This is a genomic window from Staphylococcus nepalensis, from assembly GCF_014635045.1.
Classification (GTDB): domain Bacteria; phylum Bacillota; class Bacilli; order Staphylococcales; family Staphylococcaceae; genus Staphylococcus; species Staphylococcus nepalensis.
Map to the genome: position 1 here is coordinate 99,796 of NZ_BMCF01000004.1, position 21,073 is coordinate 120,868.

Genomic DNA, 21,073 nt, shown 5'->3' on the forward strand with positions numbered 1-21,073 from the left:
TTAGCGTTCCCATCCTTTCCTTACGCTTCTTTTACAAGTTTTACGATTTTTTGTGCGCCTTCTGCCATTGTTGCAGCTGGTTCAATTGCTAATCCAGATTCTTTAAGGATTTCTTTACCTCTTTCAACATTTGTACCTTCTAAACGTACAACAAGTGGTAGTGTAAGTTCTACTTCTTTAACTGCAGCAACAATGCCTTCTGCGATAATGTCACATTTCATTATGCCACCGAAGATATTTACAAAGATACCTTTTACATTTTTATCTCCTAAGATGATTTTAAATGCTTCAGTAACTTTTTCTTTAGTTGCGCCGCCCCCTACGTCAAGGAAGTTCGCTGGGTTTCCACCAAAGTGGTTGATTGTATCCATCGTTGCCATTGCTAAACCAGCACCATTTACCATACAACCAATGTCACCATCTAAAGCGATGTATGATAAATCATACTTAGAAGCTTCAATTTCTTTTGGATCTTCTTCTTCTAAATCGCGTAATTCTTGGATATCTTTATGTTTGAATAATGCATTATCATCAAAATTAAGTTTTGCGTCTAACGCAAGTACTTGACCATCACCAGTTGTCACTAGTGGGTTAATTTCTACAATAGAACAATCTTTTTCTATAAATACATTATAAAGTGATACTAAAAATTTAGCTGCTTTATTGATGGATTCTTTAGGAATATTAATGTTGAAAGCAATTCTTCTTGCTTGATAAGGCGCTAAACCAACAACTGGATCAATCGTTTCTTTAAAGATTTTTTCAGGTGTCTCAGCAGCAACTTTTTCAATTTCAGTGCCGCCTTCTTCTGAAGCCATCAATGTTACTCTGTCAGTTGCACGGTCAATTACAAATCCAACATAATATTCTTTTTGAATATCGCAGCCTTCTTCTATGTAAAGGCGTTTAATTTCTTTACCTTCTGGACCCGTTTGATGTGTCACTAAGGTTTTACCTAACAATTCCTTTGCATATGTTTCCACTTCAGAAAGTGATTTTGCAATTTTAACACCGCCTGCATTACCTCTACCCCCAGCGTGTATTTGTGCTTTTACAACATATACATTTGAATCTAATTCTTTTGCTTTTTCCACTGCTTCATCTGCAGTGAATGCTACGCGTCCTTCTGGGACAGCAACGCCCATTGAACGAAATATTGCTTTACCTTGATACTCGTGGATATTCATTCTCCATCCTCCTGTTTCTTAGGTTAAGTTCACCTTTAATTATAGGAAATGAAAGCGCTATTGTAAACTCATTTAAACTACTTATTTCAATTCTTTTAATTTTATGATTATTTATAAAGTGATTTAATTGGTTCAAAAGTTTTTCGGTGTTCATTTAAAATCCCATACTGCTTAATTCCATCTAAATGTTGTTGTGTTCCATATCCAACGTTTTTTTCAAAACCATATCCGGGGCTTTTTTGAGCAAGTTTAATCATGTAACGATCTCTATTCTCTTTAGCTAAAACACTTGCTGCAGCTATCGATACACTTTTAGCATCTCCTTTAATTAATGATGTCTGCGGTATATCAGTCTCTAATGTCATTGCATCAATAAGAAGATGCGTCGGTTTTACTGGTAGCCCGTCAATCGCCCGATTCATTGCTAATTTTGTAGCTTCATAAATATTAATTTGATCAATTTCTTCAACAGATGCATAACCAAAAGCATACGCGTACAAATCTTCTAGTAATTGACTTTCCAACATTTTACGTTTTTTTGATGAAAGTTGTTTTGAATCATTAAGACCGGTAAATTGATGACCGCTATTTAAAATAACGGCACATGCTACAACTGGCCCAGCAAGTGGTCCTCTACCAACTTCATCAATACCGCAAACAAAAGCATTGTTATCTTTTTCTAATATTTGTGTTTCATAATAAGACATTGCTTCATATTGCTTTACCAATTGTTGGGCTTTGTCTAATTGTTTAAGTCGAGTCGCTATCGCTTTTTGAACTCCTATACGTTTGTCCATAAAATATGCTTGTTGTTGAATTGCTTTAATAGACTGAAGTTGAGTTAAATGTGCTTTAATTTCTTTTATTGTCTGTTTCATATTCTAAGGTTACACATCCATTTCTTTAATTACATCAAATGTGTAAGTGCCAATTTTAGCGTTTCTAACTTCATGAATAATTAAATCAATTACCGCTTCGTAATCCACTTCGTTCCCACTACGTAATAATCCCCTACGACGTCCGATAGCATCGAACCATTCAATGTTTTCCGCTTCTATAGCAACATCAACTTTATAGTGGTTTTTAAGCCCTTCATAGTCGTGTTCCTTTAAGAATTCTAAACCATAGATGGCAACTTCATCTAAATGAACAATACTATCTTTAATTGCACCCGTAATACTTAATTTTTTTCCTACTAATTGGTCTTCAAATTTAGGCCATAAAATCCCCGGCGTATCTAACAACTGAAGTGAATTACCGATTTTGATCCATTGTTGTTGCTTTGTTACTCCAGGTGTATTACCTGTTTTAGCAATAGATTTATGCGCTAATTTATTAATTAATGTAGATTTGCCTACATTTGGGATGCCGACAATCATAGCTCTAATTGCACGTGGTTTTAAACCCTTTTTCTTTTCACGTTCAAATTTTTCTTGTGTTGCTTTAATAGCAGCTTGCTCTACTAATTTCAAACCTTTACCATGCTTAGCGTCGATTGCAACTGGGTAATATCCTTTACACTTGAAATATGATTCCCATTTTTCTAATTCTTTTAAATTTGCCATATCTTTTTTATTTAAGATCACAACTCTTGGTTTTTGCTGTATGACTTCATCAATCATTGGATTACGTGAACTATAAGGAATACGAGCATCTACAAGTTCAAATACAACATCTACTTTTTTTAATTGTTCAGCAACTTCGCGTTTTGCTTTTGCCATGTGGCCTGGATACCATTGGATTACCATTTGCTTCACCTTTCTTATACTGTATTTTCAATATTTTAAAATTTATTCCTCTATTATTTGACCTTAAAATGATAACATGTTGCTCGATTAAAGATAAATAAAAATTTTGCTTTACTTTACGATGATAATCACTATTTTACAGTATTTTTTTGTTGTAAGCTCTAATTAATTAAATCATTGTATCATTAGAACTGAATTTACACCTTCAACGCGTTGTAATGATTTAAATGTATTTTTAAAATCACTATTATTTAATATAGATAAAATAATAGTAATTTTTATCAATCATTCAAAAAAATGGTTACAATAGAATTAAATTGACTTAAATTACAGGAGATTATTCATGAAAAGGATACTTATTTACATAATACTAAGCTTTATATTAGCAATCATTGGTCATGGATATGTTATTTACAGATTTATTAGTGATGGTATTTTATTTACTGGTCCTAATGATGGTATGGAGCAAATGGTACCTATTCAAATGTATTTATATGATAAATGGAGTCAAGGACAATGGTTTTACGCAACTGATTTCGGTTTAGGTGGAGATTTTTTCACTGACTTAAGTTATTATTTTTCAACAAATATCTTGTTTATATTAAACGTTTTATTTATCTTTGCGGTGGATTTATGCTTTCATTTAAATACACAAGATGTGATGTTTTGGATGACAAACGCAATTGTTATCTCAATCATTAAATCTAGTTTAGCTATGTTAGCAACATTTGGTTTTGTACGAAGAATAACTAATAATACAATTATTTCCTTACTGACTTCATACATTTTTGTCATATCACCTATTTATTTTAGGTTTACTGTATATTGGCCCTTTTTTAGTGATATTTTTATATTATTGCCTCTATTATTATGGTCTATTGAATTATATTTACAAAAAGGAAAAAAGGGTATATTTATTTTGATAGTAACCTTATCATTAATTAATAATTTTTATTTTGCTTATTATCAATTAGTAGTAGGTTTAATTTACTTTATAGCTAGATTGATTTTTAAACATAGACACGACGTAATCCCTAGGTTCAAAGCCATATATACATTATCTACGGCTGCGCTATTGTCTCTTGGATGTAGCCTTTTCTTTTTTTATCATGGAATACAAGCTTATTTAAATAATAGACGTATACCTTTTGATGGAAACGTAGACGCCTTTGAACCATTTAATCAAAATACCAACTTGTTTTACGATAATTATTTAATTGTCATTTTATATATAGTGATACAAGCTTTGTTATCATTTAAGCTTTATAAACATTTTTATTTTAAACTTTTTGCTATTTTTATGATTATGTCCATAGGTGCTCATTTTTTACCATTTGTCGACCAGTTATTTAACGGGTTTTCTGCGCCTCAAAAAAGATGGCATTATTTAATTGCTTTTAATGCTGCAATGCTCATGGGGTTATACGCAAAATATTTTAGTACATTAACTATCAAAAACTACATATTTTCTTCAATAGTAAGTTTAGGTTTTGTTTTTGTCAGTGCATGGGTCTATGATACATATGTATCCTGGCTATGGTTTACACCGATTGTCAGTTTAGTTGGTTTATTAGTATTATGCGTCAAAGCGTCCATTTATCGTAATAAATTATCTTATTTTTACTATATTGCCATAATGATTCTTGCAACATTAGTAGCGGATGTTTTTATACGAAATCAAATTTATTTTGAAGATCACGTTGAACGTGCAAATAATGATTATGTTAATGCAAGTCTTTTTAATACGCCATTACAACATCAATTAGTATCTCAAATGAACTATTCTAAATCAGAAGACGAACGTATCGATTGGCGTGTTAATGAACAAGATAATACACCAATGTACCAATTTTTTAAAGGTACAAGTATATACTCAAGTATTTTTGACCATAACATTTTAGATTATTATTATGACGCGTTAAAAATCAATTTACAATCTGAATCTGTAAGCAGATATCAATCTACTAATGGTAGACAAAATATTAATAGTTTATTTTCAATTAAATATTTAATGTTAAAAGATTATCAAGATAACGTGCCTGCGTATTTTAAAAAAGTTGAAAGTAAAGGACAATACCAAATTTATGAAAATACTTTAAATTTACCTTCAGTCAAAGTAACCAACCATTTATATGATGCTCAAAAATTAAAGACGCCTATTGATAGAGAACATGCAATGTTAGATGGTGTCATTATCAATGATAAAGGGAAATCATACACTGATAATGCCAATAATCTTAAAAATAGTACTGATATATCATCCAAAAATATAGATTTTAGGGATAATAACCAGATTTATCTGCCTCAATCAAATGGCAGCATACAAATACACGTACCTAGTGATTTAAGAGAACGCTATACAGACTTTTATTTAACTTTGAAAATCAGACGCGGTCAACCCGATAGTAATTACACGATTAATATTAATAATTATGCCAATCAGCGTTTATATAATAATTCAACGTATAAAACTGGGGTCGAAACTCAATTATATAGGACGCAACCAGATGAAAATGGTAATATTAATATTACGCTTAGCCCAAATGGAAACTATCATTTTAAAATTCTAAGCCTTCATGGTGAAAACTATAATAAGCTTAAACGTGCGTTTAAGTTACAACAAAACAACCACTATAAAGATATTAAAAATGGCGTTAAGATGACATTAGCGCCGCATCAAAAAGGCATCGCGACGGTTAATATACCTTTTCGTGACAGTATGATAGCTTATGTAGATCATAAAAAGGTAAAACCTATAAAAGTCAATTATATGATGACAGGTATCCCTGTTTCAGAAAATGATAGCAACATAGTTATTAAATACCGCCCTAAATATTGGTTTACAATGATTACAATTTCAGCTATATGTATCGTAATAAGTGTTTTTTGGTGTTTAATCAAAAAATTTAAATTTAAATAAAGGAGTTTGTCTGAGATGAGGTATGACCATGTTTCATAGACTTTGGTCTCACAAATTAACAAGATTTTTATGTATTTTTTTAATGGGAATAGCAGTAGCATTATTAACTTTCACGCCGCATATTTACCGCTATTTGACTCAGGGTATTGTCTTTAGCGGTAATGGCGATGGCTTTAGACAAATGATGCCTTTTCAAATGTATCTGTACGAACATGTCATTCAATTCAAAAGTTTTTATGATCATTCTTTTGGTTTAGGTGGAGACTACATCAAAGATTTATCTTATTATTATGCGACCTCACCATTTGTGATGATAAACTTTTTATTTGTCTGGCTTACCGAGTCCGTATTTAACAGTAGCCCTAGTAATATTACATATTGGGCAAGTAACCAATTAATTGTCGCTTTCTGTAAAGGCGTCGTTACTTTTATCCTAGCCTTTTATTTATTTAATTATATAAGACTTAAATATTACACATCTTTTTTAGGTGCAATGTTATACGCCGCATCAACAACCCTGGTTTATTTTAATTTTACTTGGTCGTATTATGGTGATTTATTTATATTTCTTCCACTATCCATATTAGCGATTGAAAGGTTCTATAAAGAAAAGAAAATAGGCTTGTTTATTTTTGCGATTGCCTTAACACTTTTTTCAAATTTTTACTTCAGTTATTATGAAGCTATCGTTATCTTTGCTTACTTTTTATATAGGTGTATATTCCCGCATGCTAAGGACATCGTTTCTAGAAAGCAACAACTATGGATGATTCCAACAGCCGTTTTATTGAGCACTTTAATTGGCATCTGGGGCTTTTATACAGGCGTTTCTTCTTTTTTAAATAATGATAGGGTGAGTAATCCTCATTTTGATTATGGCCTTATCACAGACTTTGCACGGCAAAAACATTTTTTTACAAATGGATTTTATATTACTGTTTCAATTATAGCAGTGGTTGCATTATTATCTTTTAAACTATACAAACATTACTATTATAGATTATTTGCGATTGCAACTTGGATCATGCTTCTGGGATCATTAACCCCGCTTTTCGATAGTATGTTCAACGGCTTTTCAACGCCAGAACGTCGTTGGGTTTATATTTTTGCACTTACCACAGCAGGCCTAATTGCATTATTTATTCAACATCTTTCAGAATTAACATTAAAATCATATATTTTAGCCTGTAGTCCTGTGTTGGTTATCATGTTGGTGATGCAATTCATCGTTAAAGAACAAGAAATGTCATGGATGCTGATATGTTTTATCCTAATGATACTTATTAGCGTTTTGCTTTATAAAAAATCTTTATTCAAATCAAAATGGCCGTATGTTGCCATTATATCGTTATTCATTATTCAACAAAGTTTTATTTTAGCAAATAATTATGTTAATAATATTCAAAAGTACGAATCAACTATTTCTTCAATGCATGACTCAAAATATAAAAGCCCAGCGTTAGCAAAAAAAATAGAATCTATCAAAAAAGGTCATGATAATCCTCTCAGTAGAATTGATTATATGTCACAATATGGGTTGAATTCACCCATGCTTTATCATTTCAACGGTATCGCATTGTACTCTAGTATTTTTGATGGAGATATTTTAAATTATTATGATAAAACGTTACAAATCAATATGCATACAGATAAAAATAGTACATATCGCTTACTTTCCAATAGAGCGAACTTAATGGCACTTTGGGACGTAAATGACCGTATTCGTCGTCCAAAAGACATGAATATGCCTTATGGTTTCTCTCAACAAGATATTATCAAGCATTCTGATGAAGCATCATTTCTTCATTCAGTTAATAAAATCGACTACCCTAGTGCACATATAACTAAAAAAGTGTTTAACAAAAACGATCTCGACTCTCCTTTAGATAGAGAACAAGCTATGTTACAAGGTGTGGTATTTGAAAACAATAACAAAGCCACTATTAACCAAAATTTTACGCCAAACAAAAATTTATTAAACCAAGCTTCATCTAAATTGATTAACGCGCAGTATATCCAAAACAACAAACTAAATGTAACCAAAGACCAAGGTGGCATCAATTATCAACTACCCTCCTCTATAGCAAATCAATATAAGGATTTATATGTAGAAATGGATGTTGAATTGCTAACACCAGATAAAGCACATGATGTGGGCGTGAATGAGTACAATCAACAGCGAAACAAATTAACATATAAATACCGACGTTTCGTTACTCCCATTACAATGCGTGTTAAATCAACTGAGGATTTAAATATCAAATTATCTAAAGGTACTTATCGATTTAATATTAAAGGCATTTACGGTGAAAATTACAATACTTTAAACCAAGCACGTAAACAATTAAATTCTGTGAAAGTTTCACAAAACGCAAGCGGTTATAAGGTTGAAAAAAATAAAAATGACGAAGGTTATCTCGTATTACCAATGGCTTATAGAGATGGCATGAAGGCATATACAGATAATGGAAAAGATTTACCTGTTAAGCAAGGAAATGGAATTATGACTGTGATTCCAGTAGAACAGGGACATGAGACGATCAATCTTAAATATACGCCCCCTCATATATGGAAATTGATTATTATAAGTATTATTGGCATCATCTTAAGTTTCATATTTACAAAATGGCTTAACCCTCAAAAACAAAATAATTAATATAAAAAAGAAGCGATTCCTTTTAGGAATCGCTTCTTTTTTATAACTTTTATACTGATTAACGAATTTCTTTAATTCTAGCAGCTTTACCACGTAATTCACGTAAGTAGTATAATTTAGCACGACGTACTTTACCGCGACGTTTAACTTCGATTTTTTCAATTTTTGGAGTGTGTAATGGGAATGTACGTTCCACACCAACACCTGAAGAAATCTTACGTACTGTGAAAGTTTCTGAAATGCCTCCACCACGACGTTTGATAACTACACCTTCAAATACTTGGATACGTTCGCGTGTACCTTCAATAATACGTACGTGAACTCTTAAAGTGTCACCTGGACGGAATGAAGGTAAGTCTGTGCGTAATTGTGATTGTGTTACTGCTTCAATTAATTTGTGATTGCTCATTATTTTTTCTCTCCTTCAACCTATGTTCTTGCCTAGACAAATATATAGCAGCGGATCATAGTGATTTTCGTGTGTCGCACACTTAAATTATGTTAGCACACTGTCATTCATTTTTCAATTGCTTTTTATATCTTTCTATAATATCTTTATCTTTGTCTGTAAGTGGGTAATCTGCTAATAAATCTGGACGCTTTTCCCAAGTACGTATAATTTTTTGTTCATGACGCCATTGATCAATATTGGCGTGATTGCCTGATAATAATACTTCCGGAACATCCATGTTTTTGTATAAACGCGGTCTTGTATATTGTGGAAATTCTAATAGGCCATCTTGAAACGAATCGTCTTCATGGGACTGTTGATTTCCTAAAACACCTGGTATTAATCTGACTATAGCGTCAGTCATTACCATTGCTGGTAGTTCCCCACCTGTTAATACATAATCTCCCATAGAAATTTCATCTGTCACAAGATGCTCACGTATACGCTCATCATACCCCTCATAATGTCCACAAATAAAAACTAAATGCTCTGCTTGACTCAGTTCTTGCGCAATTGCTTGGTTAAATGGCCGCCCTTGCGGACACATTAATATCACACGTGTGCTTTCTGTTTTTTCAATACTATTCATGGCATTAAAGATAGGTTCAGGTTTCAGTACCATGCCTTGACCACCGCCAAACGGATAGTCGTCTACTTGATTATGTTTATTTTCAGCAAAATTTCTAAAATCTACAGTATTAACTTGTAACATCTCTTTATCTTGCGCTCTTTTTAAAATTGAGTGATTTAATACGCCTTCAAACATTTGCGGAAACAATGTTAAATAATCAATTTTCATTATTCTAACAACCCTTCCATAGGCGTAATGTCGATGCGTCTACCTTCCACATCTATACGTTTAACAACATCTTCTATATAAGGAATAAGGTATTCTTTATCGCCTTTGACGACCCACACGTCGTTAGCACCTGTCTCAAAGATTTCTATTACTCTACCAATTGGCGTTTCTTTATCATCGAACACAGTACACCCGATGATATCTGAATAATAATACTCATGTTCGCCTAATTCGATTTCTTCATGGTCACGTTCTTGTAAAAGTGTTTCACCTTTTAAATATTCAATATCATTAATGTTGTTGATATCTTCAAAAGTAAGCATATGTAATCCTTTATGCATACGATAAGACGCGATTTTTAATTCTAATGCCGTTCCATTTTGACGTTCTATCATGACAGATTCACCAGGTTGAAAGCGTATATCAGTAAAATCTGAATGGGATTTCACTTTTACTTCGCCTTTTATACCATGTGTGTTAATAATTTTACCAATTTCAACTTTCATATATGTTCCTCCGATAATATCCGTGTATCAATTATTTTGATAATTGATTTCATCTTTACTATAACTTAAATTATTATAACATGAAATATTTGTATTATTATAAATCATTATAATTGCTATGATATTAAAATATCGTTTCTACATCGTCAATATGCTTTTTAGACTATTTCAGTGTGAAAATGAAACAGAATAGCAATCCGATTTTTTCTAAAATTTCATGATACTATCCTGGAAATTAACTAGAAGGCATCACTTGGGTTAGACAGATTACATGAACTAAAGCACATGGATAAGTAGTGCTTTATCAAATACTGCCAATATAATATTTAAGGCTGAGACACTTTTTCATGCCCCAGCCTTTACAAATTTTATATTTGTGAATAATAACGACTATTTTTGATCGTCAAATTTTTTCAAGATACCTTCTCTTGATAAAATGTTGTGTACAGTGTCTGTTGGTTTAGCACCGTTTTTTAACCATTTTAATGCTAATGCTTCATCAATTTTAACTTCTGGAGCATTCACATTATTTGGGTTATATGTTCCAATTTGTTCGATGTTACGACCATCACGTGGCGCACGAGCATCTGCTGCTACGATACGATAGAATGGATTTCTTTTTGAACCTAAACGTGTTAAACGTAATTTAACTGCCATTTATATTCTCTCCTTTAATTTTCATAGTTTTTATTTTCTACAAGAAATAATAATAACAGTAATTAACTACTTTGTAAAGCGTTTCTTCTTTACCAATATATATTTTTCTAATCATAGTATCCCTACACTTAAACTTTACCGGGTTGAAACAATATTGACATCAGGCTTGAAAAGATATACATTGAAAACAAATGAAATCATGCACGCACTAGGGGTGTTTTTTAAACTGAGATGAGATTTACTCAAACCCTTTGAACCTGATCTAGCCAAGACTAGCGAAGGAAAGTGTTAGAAAATAACGATGATATTTTAATATCTATAATCTTTCATCTATATCTTTTTAATACACAACTTCCCTAGTGAAGATTGTGTATTTTTTATTTAATATATTATTTTAGGAGTGAAATAATGCGTAAAACAATTCTAGTAACTGGTAGCAGTAGGGGGTTGGGCGCAACGATTGCAAAAACTTTAGCTGCTCAAGGCCACAATGTGATTATCAATTATGTTCAGAACGAAACTTTGGCAAAGCAATTGGTAAATGAAATCGGAAATGACCTTGCGCTTGCAATACAAGCAGATATCACTGACAGAGCACAAGTTGATCAGTTAATTGCGACAGCATCCACTCACTTTGGAAAAATAGATGCGGTTGTGAACAATGCACTAGTAGGGTTTAAGTTTGACCCTACCTCTCAAAAATCGTTTAAAGATTTATCTTGGACGGATTACCAACAACAAATTGATGGTACATTAAAAGGCGCTTTTAATGTCACGCAAAGTGTTATTCAACAATTTATCCAAAACAAATCAGGAACCATCCTATCAATTGGAACAAATTTATATCAAAACCCGGTCGTCCCCTATCATGAATACACGACAGCCAAGGCAGGCTTAATCGGTTTCACAAGAAATATCGCTGCCGAATTAGGTCAATATGGCATCAATGCTAATGTAGTTTCTGGCGGCTTATTAAAATCTACAGACGCCAGTGCAGTAACATCAGATGCAGTATTTGATTTAATTGCACAGACTACCCCATTACGTAAAGTTACATCTCCACAAGACGTTGCAAATATGGTTGCTTATTTAGTTACAGACCAGGCCAAAGGTATAACTGGTCAAAACTTTACCATTGACGGTGGCTTAACAATGAATTAAAAATAATTGAGGAATGGAGGTCGAAGTAATCAATGACACATACACGACATCTCAATATTGGTGTTTGAATTTATGGCTGTGGTCATCATCAAGCTGCTTGGCGTATGCCTAAGTCTAGCATTGGACGCATTAGTGATATAACATATTATCAATCATTAGGCCAAATAGCAGAACAAGGAGTATTTGATGATGTGTTTTTTGCAGATAACCAATCTTTCCCAGCTCAATCTGATAGTGATATGCCAGCATTTTGGTTTGATCCTTTAATGAATTTAGCAGCAATACCACAAGTTACTTAAAATATCGGATTAGTTGCTACTATTTCGAGTACTTTTTCTAATCCGTTTACCGTCGCAAGACAATTATTAAGCCTTGATTATATGAGTCATGAACGCGCAGGTTGGAGTTTAGTCACATCTATGTCAGATTTAGAAGCGGCTAATCACGGTATGTCCAGACTACCTGACCATCATGAGCGTTATAAAAAAGCAGATGAATTTGCATTCGTAACAAACCAATTATTAGAATCTTGCCATGTTTCAGATTTTTTGGGTAACAAGGAAAAAATATTTTAGTAAATAGTGATGGTATTAACGCTATAAATTATGAAGGACACTATTTCAATGTACAAGGCCCTTTAACTACGCCGAGTAGCCCACAAGGTAAACCTGTCGCAATGCAAGCTGGCGCTTCAGATTCTGGCATTGCTTTAGCTACTAAATATGCAGATGCTGTTTACGCTGTAGCATGGAATGCGAAACAGGCTACGATTTCAGAAAGAAGTTAAATTGTAAATTAACACAAGAAGAAATAGATTTAATTGGTACTCATTTGGATAAAGAAATCGAAGATTTAAATCATTACATTGAACATGAAAAATCTACTCGGTTAAGAAAGCAAACACGTCAAAAGCGAACTGAAATCAAAAGATATAAAAAGAAATTCGCTGCTTAGTCAGAACGAAAGTATAAATATAAAACACAAAAAGCCATACTCCAAGATAGAAATAGTTATTCTAAGACAGACCATGATGCGACTTTCATGAGAATGAAAGAAGACCATATGAAAAATGGACAACTTAAGCCAGGATATCATTTACAAATAGCGACAAATTCTCAATTTGTTTTATCATATGATGTGTATCAAAATCCGACAGACACAAGAACAATGATTCCTCTTTTAACTTTAATTAAAGAGACCTACGGTCATTTACCTGAATATATTGTAGCTGATGCTGGTTATGGTAGTGAACCTAATTATATGGCAATTATAGATGAATTTAATCGAACACCGCTCATAACTTATGGCATGTTTATTAAAGATAAAACTAACAAATATAAAAGTGACATTTTTAATACTCACAATTGGGAATATGATGAAATCAATGATGAATTTATTTGCCCGAATCATAAAAGACTTGGTTTTAAAAGATATGCCTATCGCCATGATAAATATGGGTTTAGGAAAGATTTTAAATTATATGAATGCGATGATTGTTCAGAATGTCCACTGAAGAACGATTGTATGAAATCAAATTCACAATCGAATAAAAAATAATGAGAAATTATAACTGGGAATATTTCAAAGCCCAGATCAATCAAAAGCTTTCGGAACCAGAAACAAAAGAAATCTACAATCAAAGAAAAATGGATGTAGAACCTGTTTTTGGATTTATGAAGGCTATTTTGGGTTTCACTCGAATGTCGGTTAGAGGCATAAATAAAGTCAAAAGAGAACTGGGCTTTGTATTAATGGCACTTAATATAAGAAAAGTAGTAGCTCAACGAGCTAACTATAATCAAAACAATAATGAAAAAGGCAATTTCTATATTATTTCAATAGAAATTGCCTTCTCTCTTGTCCAAGAACTTTATGTCCCGGCCTCAAATTTTTCTTTTAAGCGTAGGTATTGATATTCCATACGTATTCGTTTAATCCATTTGGTTGGTCTTTTAAGCAAACATTAAAATGGCAAGTTCATACCGTTAAGCATATTTTCCATTTGTTTACGTTTACCTTTTTTGCCTTTACCGCCACCAGAAAATTGTTTCATCATTTTCTTCATCTCATTAAATTGTTTCATTAGTCTATTGACTTCTTGGACAGTTCGACCAGAACCTTTAGCAATACGTTTTTTACGGGATACATTCAATGTTTCTGGATTGTTACGCTCATTCGGTGTCATAGATTGAATAATCGCTTTGATATGGTCAATTTGTTTTTCATCCATATTTAAATTGTTAACACCTTTCATCTTGTTCATACCAGGAATCATTTTCATAACATCATCTAACGGGCCAAGATTTTTCACTTGATCTAATTGTCCTAAGAAATCTTCTAATGTAAATGACGACGTACGCATTTTCTTTTCTAAATCTTTGGCTTTGTCTTCATCCACATCTTGCTGTGCTTTTTCAATTAAGCTTAACACATCACCCATACCTAATATACGTGATGCCATACGTTCTGGATGGAAGGGTTCTAAGCCATCTAATTTTTCACTCATACCAACAAATTTAATTGGTTTTTGTGTTACCGCTCTAATTGATAATGCAGCACCACCACGTGTATCGCCATCTAATTTAGTCAACGTAACACCTGAAACCTCTAACTGTTCATCAAAAGATTGGGCGACATTAACTGCATCTTGACCAGTCATAGCATCCACAACAAGCATAATCTCATCTGGTTGTGTAATCTCTTTAACATCACTTAATTCTTCCATCAATGCTTCATCCACATGTAAACGACCTGCAGTATCAATAATCACAAAGTCTAAATGTGCTTCTTTAGCATGTTTAATTGCATTTTCTACTATTTGTTGCGGTTTTACTTGATCTCCTTCGCTATAGACAGGAATATCAATTTGTTTACCTACAGTCTGTAACTGATCAATCGCAGCTGGACGGTAAATATCTGCTGCTACTAATAAAGGTTTTTTGTTATATTTTTTACGCATTAATAATGCTAATTTACCAGCGGTCGTTGTTTTACCTGCACCTTGTAAACCAACCATCATCACTACTGTTGGTGGTTTATTAGCCATCTGAATTGTAGCATTTTCGCCACCCATCAGTTGTGTTAATTCTTCTTGTACAATCTTAATAACTTGTTGCCCAGGTGTTAATGATTTCATTACATCTGAACCTAAAGCTCGTTCTGATACGGTTTTGACAAAATCTTTTACAACTTTAAAGTTAACATCGGCTTCAAGTAATGCCAGTCTGACTTCTCGCATCATCAATTTAATATCTGCTTCTGTCACTTTTCCTTTGCCTCGGATTTTTTGCATCGTCCCTTGAAGACGATCGGACAGTCCTTCAAATGCCATATCAATACCCTCCTTTATGTGTTCTATTATTCTAAATCTTCAAGTGATTGAAGATACTGTTTTATTTTTTCTGGATCATTAACGTATTGTTTCATTTGTTCATATATATTTTGACGTTTTTCAAAGTTTTGATAAAGGCCTAATTTAGCTTCATAATCTTCTACTAAATCACCAGTTCTTCTTATGTTATCATACACTGCTTGACGGCTCACATCAAATGTATCAGCAATCTCGCTTAAAGAATAATCTTGTAAATAAAATAGTTCTAGGTAATTACGTTGCTTATCCGTTAATAGTGCTTGATAAAAATCAAACAAATAATTCATACGTATTGTTTTAATTAAATCATTTTGGCTCATCTGTATGCCCTTCATTCTGTTCATTACTATTATCTGAATGATCTTCAGATTTATCTGAACTATCAACATTTTGTTCGATCATATCTGCAAATAATCCATATACATAACTTTCGGGGTTAAATGGTTGTAAATCATCTAATTTTTCACCTAAACCTACATACTTAACTGGTATTTTAAGTTCATTACGTATCGCTAATACAATACCACCTTTTGCAGTACCGTCTAATTTAGTCAACACAATACCAGTTACATTGGTAACTTCTTTGAATGATTTAGCTTGAGATAATGCATTTTGTCCAGTGGTTGCGTCTAAGCAAAGTAAAACTTCATGTGGTGCCTCAGGTACTGCTCGACCTATGACACGTTTGACTTTTTCTAATTCATTCATTAAATTAGATTTATTTTGTAAACGACCTGCAGTATCACAAATGAGAATATCCACACCTTTACTTTTAGCTGCATTAATTGCATCATACATAACAGCTGCTGGGTCGGAACCTTCTTTTTGGCTCATTACCTCGACGCCAACACGATCTCCCCAAATTTTGAGTTGTTCGATTGCTCCAGCTCTGAATGTATCACCAGCTGCAAGCATTACTTTTTTACCTTCAGCTTGGTAACGATGCGCTAATTTACCTATCGTTGTTGTTTTCCCAACACCATTAACGCCTACCATTAAAATAACATTTAATTCTTCGTTTTCAATGTTCATAATCTCTGAATGTTCATCATCTTGGTGGTATATTTCAACGATTTTTTCCACAATAACTTCTCGTAAATCTTCTGTTTCAGAAATATTACGACGTTGCGCCTCTGTACGTAACTCTTCAACAAGTTCCATTACTGTATTAAACCCAACATCTGCAGTAATTAACATTTCTTCTAACGCTTCAAAGAAATCTTCATCTACTTTACGGTATCGTGCAATTAAACTATTTAATTGTTCTTGGAAATTCTCACGTGATTTTTCTAAACCAGCTCTAAATTTTGCTCCTAATTGTTGTGCTTCAATTTCTTCAAAATCTTCAATTGAGATTAAGCCGTCGTCATCAAAATCTGCTTCTTTTAATTTCTTGGGTTTTTTATTTTTTTCTTGTGGTTCCTCTGATACTTGAGATTGTTCTGCATCTAATTCGGATTGTTGCGCTTCGTTTAGCTCGTCCTGATTATGTTTTTCTGTAGAAGATGTAAATTTATCCTTTAATCGTTTGAAAAAGCTCATACTTGTTCCTCCTTCATGACCTCATCAATAGTGTTTAAATTGACACTTACTAATTTTGATACGCCTGATTCCTGCATCGTTACACCATATAAGCAATCAGAGAACTCCATCGTGCCTTTACGGTGCGTTATAACAATAAACTGAGTTTGACTCGACAATTCTTTTAAATATTGTGCATAACGTATCACATTGGCCTCATCTAACGCAGCTTCAACCTCATCTAAAATAACAAATGGCGCAGACCTTACCTTTAAAATTGCAAATAGCAAAGCAATCGCACTTAAAGCACGCTCACCGCCACTTAATAGCGATAAGTTTTGTAATTTTTTACCAGGAGGTTGTACGATAATATCTACACCTGCTGATAAATAATCATCATCTGTCAGACGTAATTCCGCCTGTCCACCACCGAATAATGATTTAAATACTTCTGAAAAATGGCTTTGTACTGCATGAAAGGTAGTTTTAAATCTATCTTTTACCTCTTTATCCATTTCTTCTATTAGCTGTTCTAAAGTTGCTTTAGCAGCTCTTAAATCTGCACGTTGATCATTTAAGAATGTGTAACGTTCATTAATTTCTTCAAACTGCTCAATTGCATTTAAATTTACAGGACCTAATTCTTCGATTGACATTTTAGTTAATTTAACTTTTTTACGCAACGATTCAATGTCTTCTTCTAAAGTGTATAATGTGCTTGCACGTTCATATGTCAGATGGTATTGCTCACTGAGATGATCAATCGCATGGTTAATTAATACATCTAAACGAGATTGCTCAGCTTTAATGTCTTGGTAACGATTTTCGATTGATAAAATATCTTGGTTTGCTTCTTGTAATTTCTGTTCTGTCACTTCGATTGTATCATTCAACGATTGTCTTTGTGATTTAACAGTTTCTAAATCTTCCGTTAATTGGTTCTTATCACTTTTACTTTGTTCAATGTTGTTTTGAATTGTTTTAAAAGCTTTTTCCCCGGTCATTTCATCCGAATTAAATAATTCAATCTGTTCTTTTAGTTTTTGCTTTTGATCTGTGAGTTGTGTCAGTTGATTATTTAATCTCTTTTCAGATTGTTTTTGAGCGCTTAATCTCTCTTTAATCACTGCTAAATCAGATTGTTTTTGATGTAATTTTTGTTGTATTTGCGTTGTGCTTTCTTTACCTTCTTTAGACAGTTTTGTATAAAGATGGATGTCGCCTTCTAATTTTTGCAATTGTTTTTTAATGATTGCTAACTGTTCTTTTTTTTCATTTAATGTTTGCTTACTCGTTTCGCTTTGGTAGCCATCATTTTTTTCAAATTCAAATTCTTCGTGTTCATTTTTTAAATGTGCTTCTTGTTTACGTAATCTATCCAGTTCTAAATCATACTCATGAGCACGCTGTTTTATGGCATTATAATGTTGACTTGTATCAAAATAAGTATTACTTAACGCCTCAGATTCTTCTTTAATAGCTTGAAATTGCTTTTCAAATGTAACAGTTTGTTGCTGGTAATCCTCTAATTGGGCACGCATAGTCGAAAGTTCATCTTTTTGAGATAGTATGCTCTTTGTTTTACGTTCGCCACCACCAGTCATTGAACCTCCGGGATTTACGATATCTCCTTCGAGCGTTACAATGCGTGTGCGATAACGAATTTGTCTCGCTAATTCATTGGCATTTTTTAAATTATCTACAATTATTGTATTACCAAGCAGGTTTTGGATAATATGTTTATAATCCGCTTCAACTTGTATCGCGTTTGATGCAATATTGATAAACCCAGTAGCGTTTTCCGTTATATTTAAAATATCATGTGCTACGTGACGTGGTTGAATAACATTTAATGGTAAAAATGTCGCTCTACCGAGTCCGTTCTGTTTTAAATATTGTATTGCTTGTCGGCCATCCTTTTCAGAATCTACAATAATATGTTGTAAAGAAGCACCAAGTGCCGTTTCGATTGCTTTAGTTAAATTGGATGGCACATTGATTATTTCTGCAACTGCGCCTCGTATACCAGATAATTTATTGTTTTTAGCCTTCAATATATGTTTTACGCCATTAAAGAAATAACTATATTCTTCTTGTTGTGTTGCTAAACTATCAATACGTGATTTTAATTTCTCATTAAACCTATAAGCTTGGTGTAGCTTTTCTTCATGCTCGTTTTGTTGATTCTTTAGTCGTGTTAATTTCTTTTCATATTCGGCCAAATGATTTTCCGCTTTTTTAAAATCTTTATGCGCGATCATACTTTGTTTCTCTGTTTCGCTAATTTGATTTTGAATGTTTTTTAATTCTTTATATGCATCTAATAGTCGAGAATCAAGTCGAGATTGCTTATTTTCATTTTCTTGAATTGTATGTTCTAAAAAGCGAATGTCATTATTAACATCTGATTGTTCTGATATAAGTTGGTAATACTCATCTTTAATTGCTTCTAATTTTTCGTCATGTTGTTCATCAGATACATAGAGTTGTGATTCATATTGTTGTATTTCTTCATTCAACGCTTTTTGTTTCTCTTTTAACTGCGTAAGTTGTTCTTTCGCATCTACTTGCTCTTGTTGGATATTCGTAATTTGAATCTCGAGGCTTTCTTGTTCTTCTTCAAAACGCGCGTTGGTTTGTGATTGATTTTTTTTACGTTCTTCCAACACATTTAATTGACCAGCAAATTTTTCGACTTCTTCTGTTGCCTTAACGAGTTGGTAATTCAATGATTCTATTTTTTCATCTAATTGCTGTCGTTCAGATTTATATTTATTTAGTGCTTGTGTGTGTTGTACTTTTTCTGCATCTTTTGCAGCTTGTTGACTTTTCAAATGATTTAAATTTTCATCGAGCTCATGAATATTTTGGCTATATTGTTCAATATCATAAACCGTTACTAATACATCACTTTTTTCCATTTCATTAGATAAATGTTTGTATTCTTTTGCAATTGCCGCTTCCTCTCGTAAAGGTTCGACGCGACCTTCTAAATCATACAAAATATCTTCTACACGTGTAAGGTTATCTTCTGTTTGATCTAATTTTTGAACAGAATTAGCTTTTCTTTTTTTATATTTTAAAACACCCGCAGATTCTTCTAGTATTTGTCTTCTATCAATTGGCTTAGCATTGAGTATTTCATCAACCCGACCTTGAGATATAATACTAAATGCTTCTTTACCTAATCCTGAATCTAAAAATAGTTCGATAATGTCTTTGAGCCTTGCACGATCGTTATTTAAATAATATTCACTTTCTCCACTGCGGTATAAACGACGTGTCACAGCCAGTTCTTGTGTATCAACATTTAACTTACCTGAACTATTGTCTAATTTTAATCTTACTTCAGCAAAATTTTGAGCTTTTCTATGTTCAGCACCGGAAAAAATAATATCTTCCATTTTAGCACCACGTAGTGATTTAGCAGATTGTTCGCCTAACACCCACTTGATTGCATCCGTAATATTACTCTTACCACTACCATTAGGTCCTACTATTGCTGTGACGCCTTCATCAAACTGTACGTTGGTATGTTCAGCAAATGATTTAAAGCCAAAGGCATCAATTGATTTCAAATATACCATGCTATTCTCCTTTAAAGTGTTTCTTAGGTGCGGGATAGAAACTGGGGCTTATATATGCAAATATAAAATTAGTAATTGTGACTAGTTTGAAGCACTTTATATCAAACTTTAAAGTACTATTGTAAAAGAATGCCTTCTATAGCTATCCATCTTAAAGTTAACATCGTTTATGTGTATACTTAGAACTATGTAATACTCTTAGCTTAAGCGTTTTTCCTAGTCATCAATGCCTCAGGAAGACAACGAATTTTTTAAAAAGTTTAAATTTCTGTCTTAACCCCATCTACTCATCCTCGCATAATTAACGTGTCAATAAATTTGGTACAAATACGCTTAAATCTCAACATCTATTGTACAGTTATAATTTAATATTATATTCCAGTATTTATAACAAGTTCATTATGATTCGTCTTTTAGAAATACTTATACATTCGTTTATTTTTACTAATGTTTAATTAAATTTTATTTATCATATATTATGAAAGTTTGCATTAATGTTGTATAGTTCAC

14 protein-coding genes, 2 pseudogenes and 1 riboswitch are annotated in these 21,073 nt (G+C 32.7%); of the genes and pseudogenes, 5 read left to right on the forward strand and 11 right to left on the reverse strand.

Annotated elements, in window-relative coordinates:
* Positions 1–20: 20 nt before the first annotated feature.
* From sucC to ylqF, 3 genes are all read right to left on the reverse strand, one after another.
* A complete protein-coding gene (gene sucC / locus IEU88_RS07555) occupies positions 21–1,187 on the reverse strand; it encodes an ADP-forming succinate--CoA ligase subunit beta (protein WP_096810101.1) in 1,167 nt (388 codons plus the stop codon).
* 107 nt (positions 1,188–1,294) lie between these two features.
* Positions 1,295–2,065, reverse strand: coding sequence for a ribonuclease HII (rnhB, locus tag IEU88_RS07560; RefSeq protein WP_096810103.1), 771 nt, complete (start codon positions 2,063–2,065; stop codon positions 1,295–1,297).
* 9 nt (positions 2,066–2,074) lie between these two features.
* Positions 2,075–2,935, reverse strand: coding sequence for a ribosome biogenesis GTPase YlqF (gene ylqF, locus IEU88_RS07565; protein ID WP_096810105.1), 861 nt, complete (start codon positions 2,933–2,935; stop codon positions 2,075–2,077).
* A 343-nt stretch (positions 2,936–3,278) separates the two neighbouring features.
* On the opposite strand from ylqF, the gene IEU88_RS07570 reads away from it, so the two are divergent.
* A complete protein-coding gene (locus IEU88_RS07570) occupies positions 3,279–5,855 on the forward strand; it encodes a YfhO family protein (protein WP_096810107.1) in 2,577 nt (858 codons plus the stop codon).
* Positions 5,856–5,883: 28 nt separating this feature from the next.
* Positions 5,884–8,511, forward strand: coding sequence for a YfhO family protein (locus tag IEU88_RS07575; RefSeq protein ID WP_103373606.1), 2,628 nt, complete (start codon positions 5,884–5,886; stop codon positions 8,509–8,511).
* 58 nt (positions 8,512–8,569) lie between these two features.
* On the opposite strand, the gene rplS is transcribed toward IEU88_RS07575, so the two are convergent.
* From rplS to rpsP, 4 genes are all read right to left on the reverse strand, one after another.
* Positions 8,570–8,920, reverse strand: coding sequence for a 50S ribosomal protein L19 (gene rplS / locus IEU88_RS07580; RefSeq protein WP_019468465.1), 351 nt, complete (start codon positions 8,918–8,920; stop codon positions 8,570–8,572).
* Positions 8,921–9,023: 103 nt separating this feature from the next.
* The gene (gene trmD, locus IEU88_RS07585) at positions 9,024–9,761 is read right to left on the reverse strand and encodes a tRNA (guanosine(37)-N1)-methyltransferase TrmD (protein ID WP_103373607.1); all 738 of its coding nucleotides are present in this window, start codon (positions 9,759–9,761) and stop codon (positions 9,024–9,026) included.
* Entirely contained in the window at positions 9,761–10,267 is a 507-nt protein-coding gene (gene rimM, locus IEU88_RS07590; protein WP_103373608.1) for a ribosome maturation factor RimM, read from the reverse strand. Before rimM ends, trmD begins: the two co-directional genes overlap by 1 nt.
* A 390-nt stretch (positions 10,268–10,657) precedes the next feature.
* On the reverse strand, positions 10,658–10,924 hold the full coding sequence (gene rpsP, locus IEU88_RS07595) for a 30S ribosomal protein S16 (RefSeq protein WP_096810115.1): 267 nt from the start codon (positions 10,922–10,924) through the stop codon (positions 10,658–10,660).
* A gap of 200 nt (positions 10,925–11,124) precedes the next feature.
* Positions 11,125–11,225, forward strand: a riboswitch (TPP riboswitch).
* A 107-nt stretch (positions 11,226–11,332) separates the two neighbouring features.
* On the opposite strand from rpsP, the gene IEU88_RS07600 reads away from it, so the two are divergent.
* The 3 genes and pseudogenes from IEU88_RS07600 to IEU88_RS07610 all read left to right on the forward strand — a co-directional run.
* Entirely contained in the window at positions 11,333–12,085 is a 753-nt protein-coding gene (locus IEU88_RS07600; RefSeq protein ID WP_096810116.1) for a 3-oxoacyl-ACP reductase, read from the forward strand.
* Positions 12,086–12,153: 68 nt separating this feature from the next.
* A pseudogene (locus tag IEU88_RS07605) lies at positions 12,154–12,883 on the forward strand (LLM class flavin-dependent oxidoreductase); the annotation flags it as partial.
* Positions 12,881–13,998: pseudogene (locus IEU88_RS07610) on the forward strand (transposase); the annotation flags it as partial. The pseudogenes IEU88_RS07605 and IEU88_RS07610, both read left to right, overlap by 3 nt.
* A gap of 50 nt (positions 13,999–14,048) precedes the next feature.
* On the opposite strand, the gene ffh reads toward IEU88_RS07610, so the two are convergent.
* Genes ffh through smc form a run of 4 tightly spaced genes read right to left on the reverse strand, consistent with a single transcriptional unit; the run spans position 14,049 to position 20,563 of the window.
* The gene (gene ffh / locus IEU88_RS07615; protein ID WP_096810117.1) at positions 14,049–15,416 is read right to left on the reverse strand and encodes a signal recognition particle protein; all 1,368 of its coding nucleotides are present in this window, start codon (positions 15,414–15,416) and stop codon (positions 14,049–14,051) included.
* A gap of 26 nt (positions 15,417–15,442) precedes the next feature.
* Entirely contained in the window at positions 15,443–15,775 is a 333-nt protein-coding gene (locus tag IEU88_RS07620; protein WP_096810118.1) for a putative DNA-binding protein, read from the reverse strand.
* Positions 15,762–16,997 (reverse strand): signal recognition particle-docking protein FtsY, encoded by a 1,236-nt coding sequence (gene ftsY, locus IEU88_RS07625; RefSeq protein WP_103373753.1) that lies wholly within the window; start codon positions 16,995–16,997, stop codon positions 15,762–15,764. The genes IEU88_RS07620 and ftsY overlap by 14 nt, the downstream gene beginning before the upstream one ends.
* Positions 16,994–20,563: a chromosome segregation protein SMC gene (smc, locus tag IEU88_RS07630; protein ID WP_103373754.1), complete on the reverse strand. Its 3,570-nt coding sequence runs from the start codon at positions 20,561–20,563 to the stop codon at positions 16,994–16,996. The genes ftsY and smc overlap by 4 nt, the downstream gene beginning before the upstream one ends.
* Positions 20,564–21,073: the final 510 nt, after the last annotated feature.

What these genes read in the sequence shown, in the direction of transcription:
- sucC (WP_096810101.1), bottom strand. Translation starts at nt 1,187, where the DNA reads ATGAATATCCACGAGTATCAAGGTAAAGCAATATTTCGTTCAATGGGC.
- rnhB (WP_096810103.1), bottom strand. Translation starts at nt 2,065, where the DNA reads ATGAAACAGACAATAAAAGAAATTAAAGCACATTTAACTCAACTTCAG.
- ylqF (WP_096810105.1), bottom strand. Translation starts at nt 2,935, where the DNA reads ATGGTAATCCAATGGTATCCAGGCCACATGGCAAAAGCAAAACGCGAA.
- IEU88_RS07570 (WP_096810107.1), top strand. Translation starts at nt 3,279, where the DNA reads ATGAAAAGGATACTTATTTACATAATACTAAGCTTTATATTAGCAATC.
- IEU88_RS07575 (WP_103373606.1), top strand. Translation starts at nt 5,884, where the DNA reads ATGTTTCATAGACTTTGGTCTCACAAATTAACAAGATTTTTATGTATT.
- rplS (WP_019468465.1), bottom strand. Translation starts at nt 8,920, where the DNA reads ATGAGCAATCACAAATTAATTGAAGCAGTAACACAATCACAATTACGC.
- trmD (WP_103373607.1), bottom strand. Translation starts at nt 9,761, where the DNA reads ATGAAAATTGATTATTTAACATTGTTTCCGCAAATGTTTGAAGGCGTA.
- rimM (WP_103373608.1), bottom strand. Translation starts at nt 10,267, where the DNA reads ATGAAAGTTGAAATTGGTAAAATTATTAACACACATGGTATAAAAGGC.
- rpsP (WP_096810115.1), bottom strand. Translation starts at nt 10,924, where the DNA reads ATGGCAGTTAAATTACGTTTAACACGTTTAGGTTCAAAAAGAAATCCA.
- IEU88_RS07600 (WP_096810116.1), top strand. Translation starts at nt 11,333, where the DNA reads ATGCGTAAAACAATTCTAGTAACTGGTAGCAGTAGGGGGTTGGGCGCA.
- ffh (WP_096810117.1), bottom strand. Translation starts at nt 15,416, where the DNA reads ATGGCATTTGAAGGACTGTCCGATCGTCTTCAAGGGACGATGCAAAAA.
- IEU88_RS07620 (WP_096810118.1), bottom strand. Translation starts at nt 15,775, where the DNA reads ATGAGCCAAAATGATTTAATTAAAACAATACGTATGAATTATTTGTTT.
- ftsY (WP_103373753.1), bottom strand. Translation starts at nt 16,997, where the DNA reads ATGAGCTTTTTCAAACGATTAAAGGATAAATTTACATCTTCTACAGAA.
- smc (WP_103373754.1), bottom strand. Translation starts at nt 20,563, where the DNA reads ATGGTATATTTGAAATCAATTGATGCCTTTGGCTTTAAATCATTTGCT.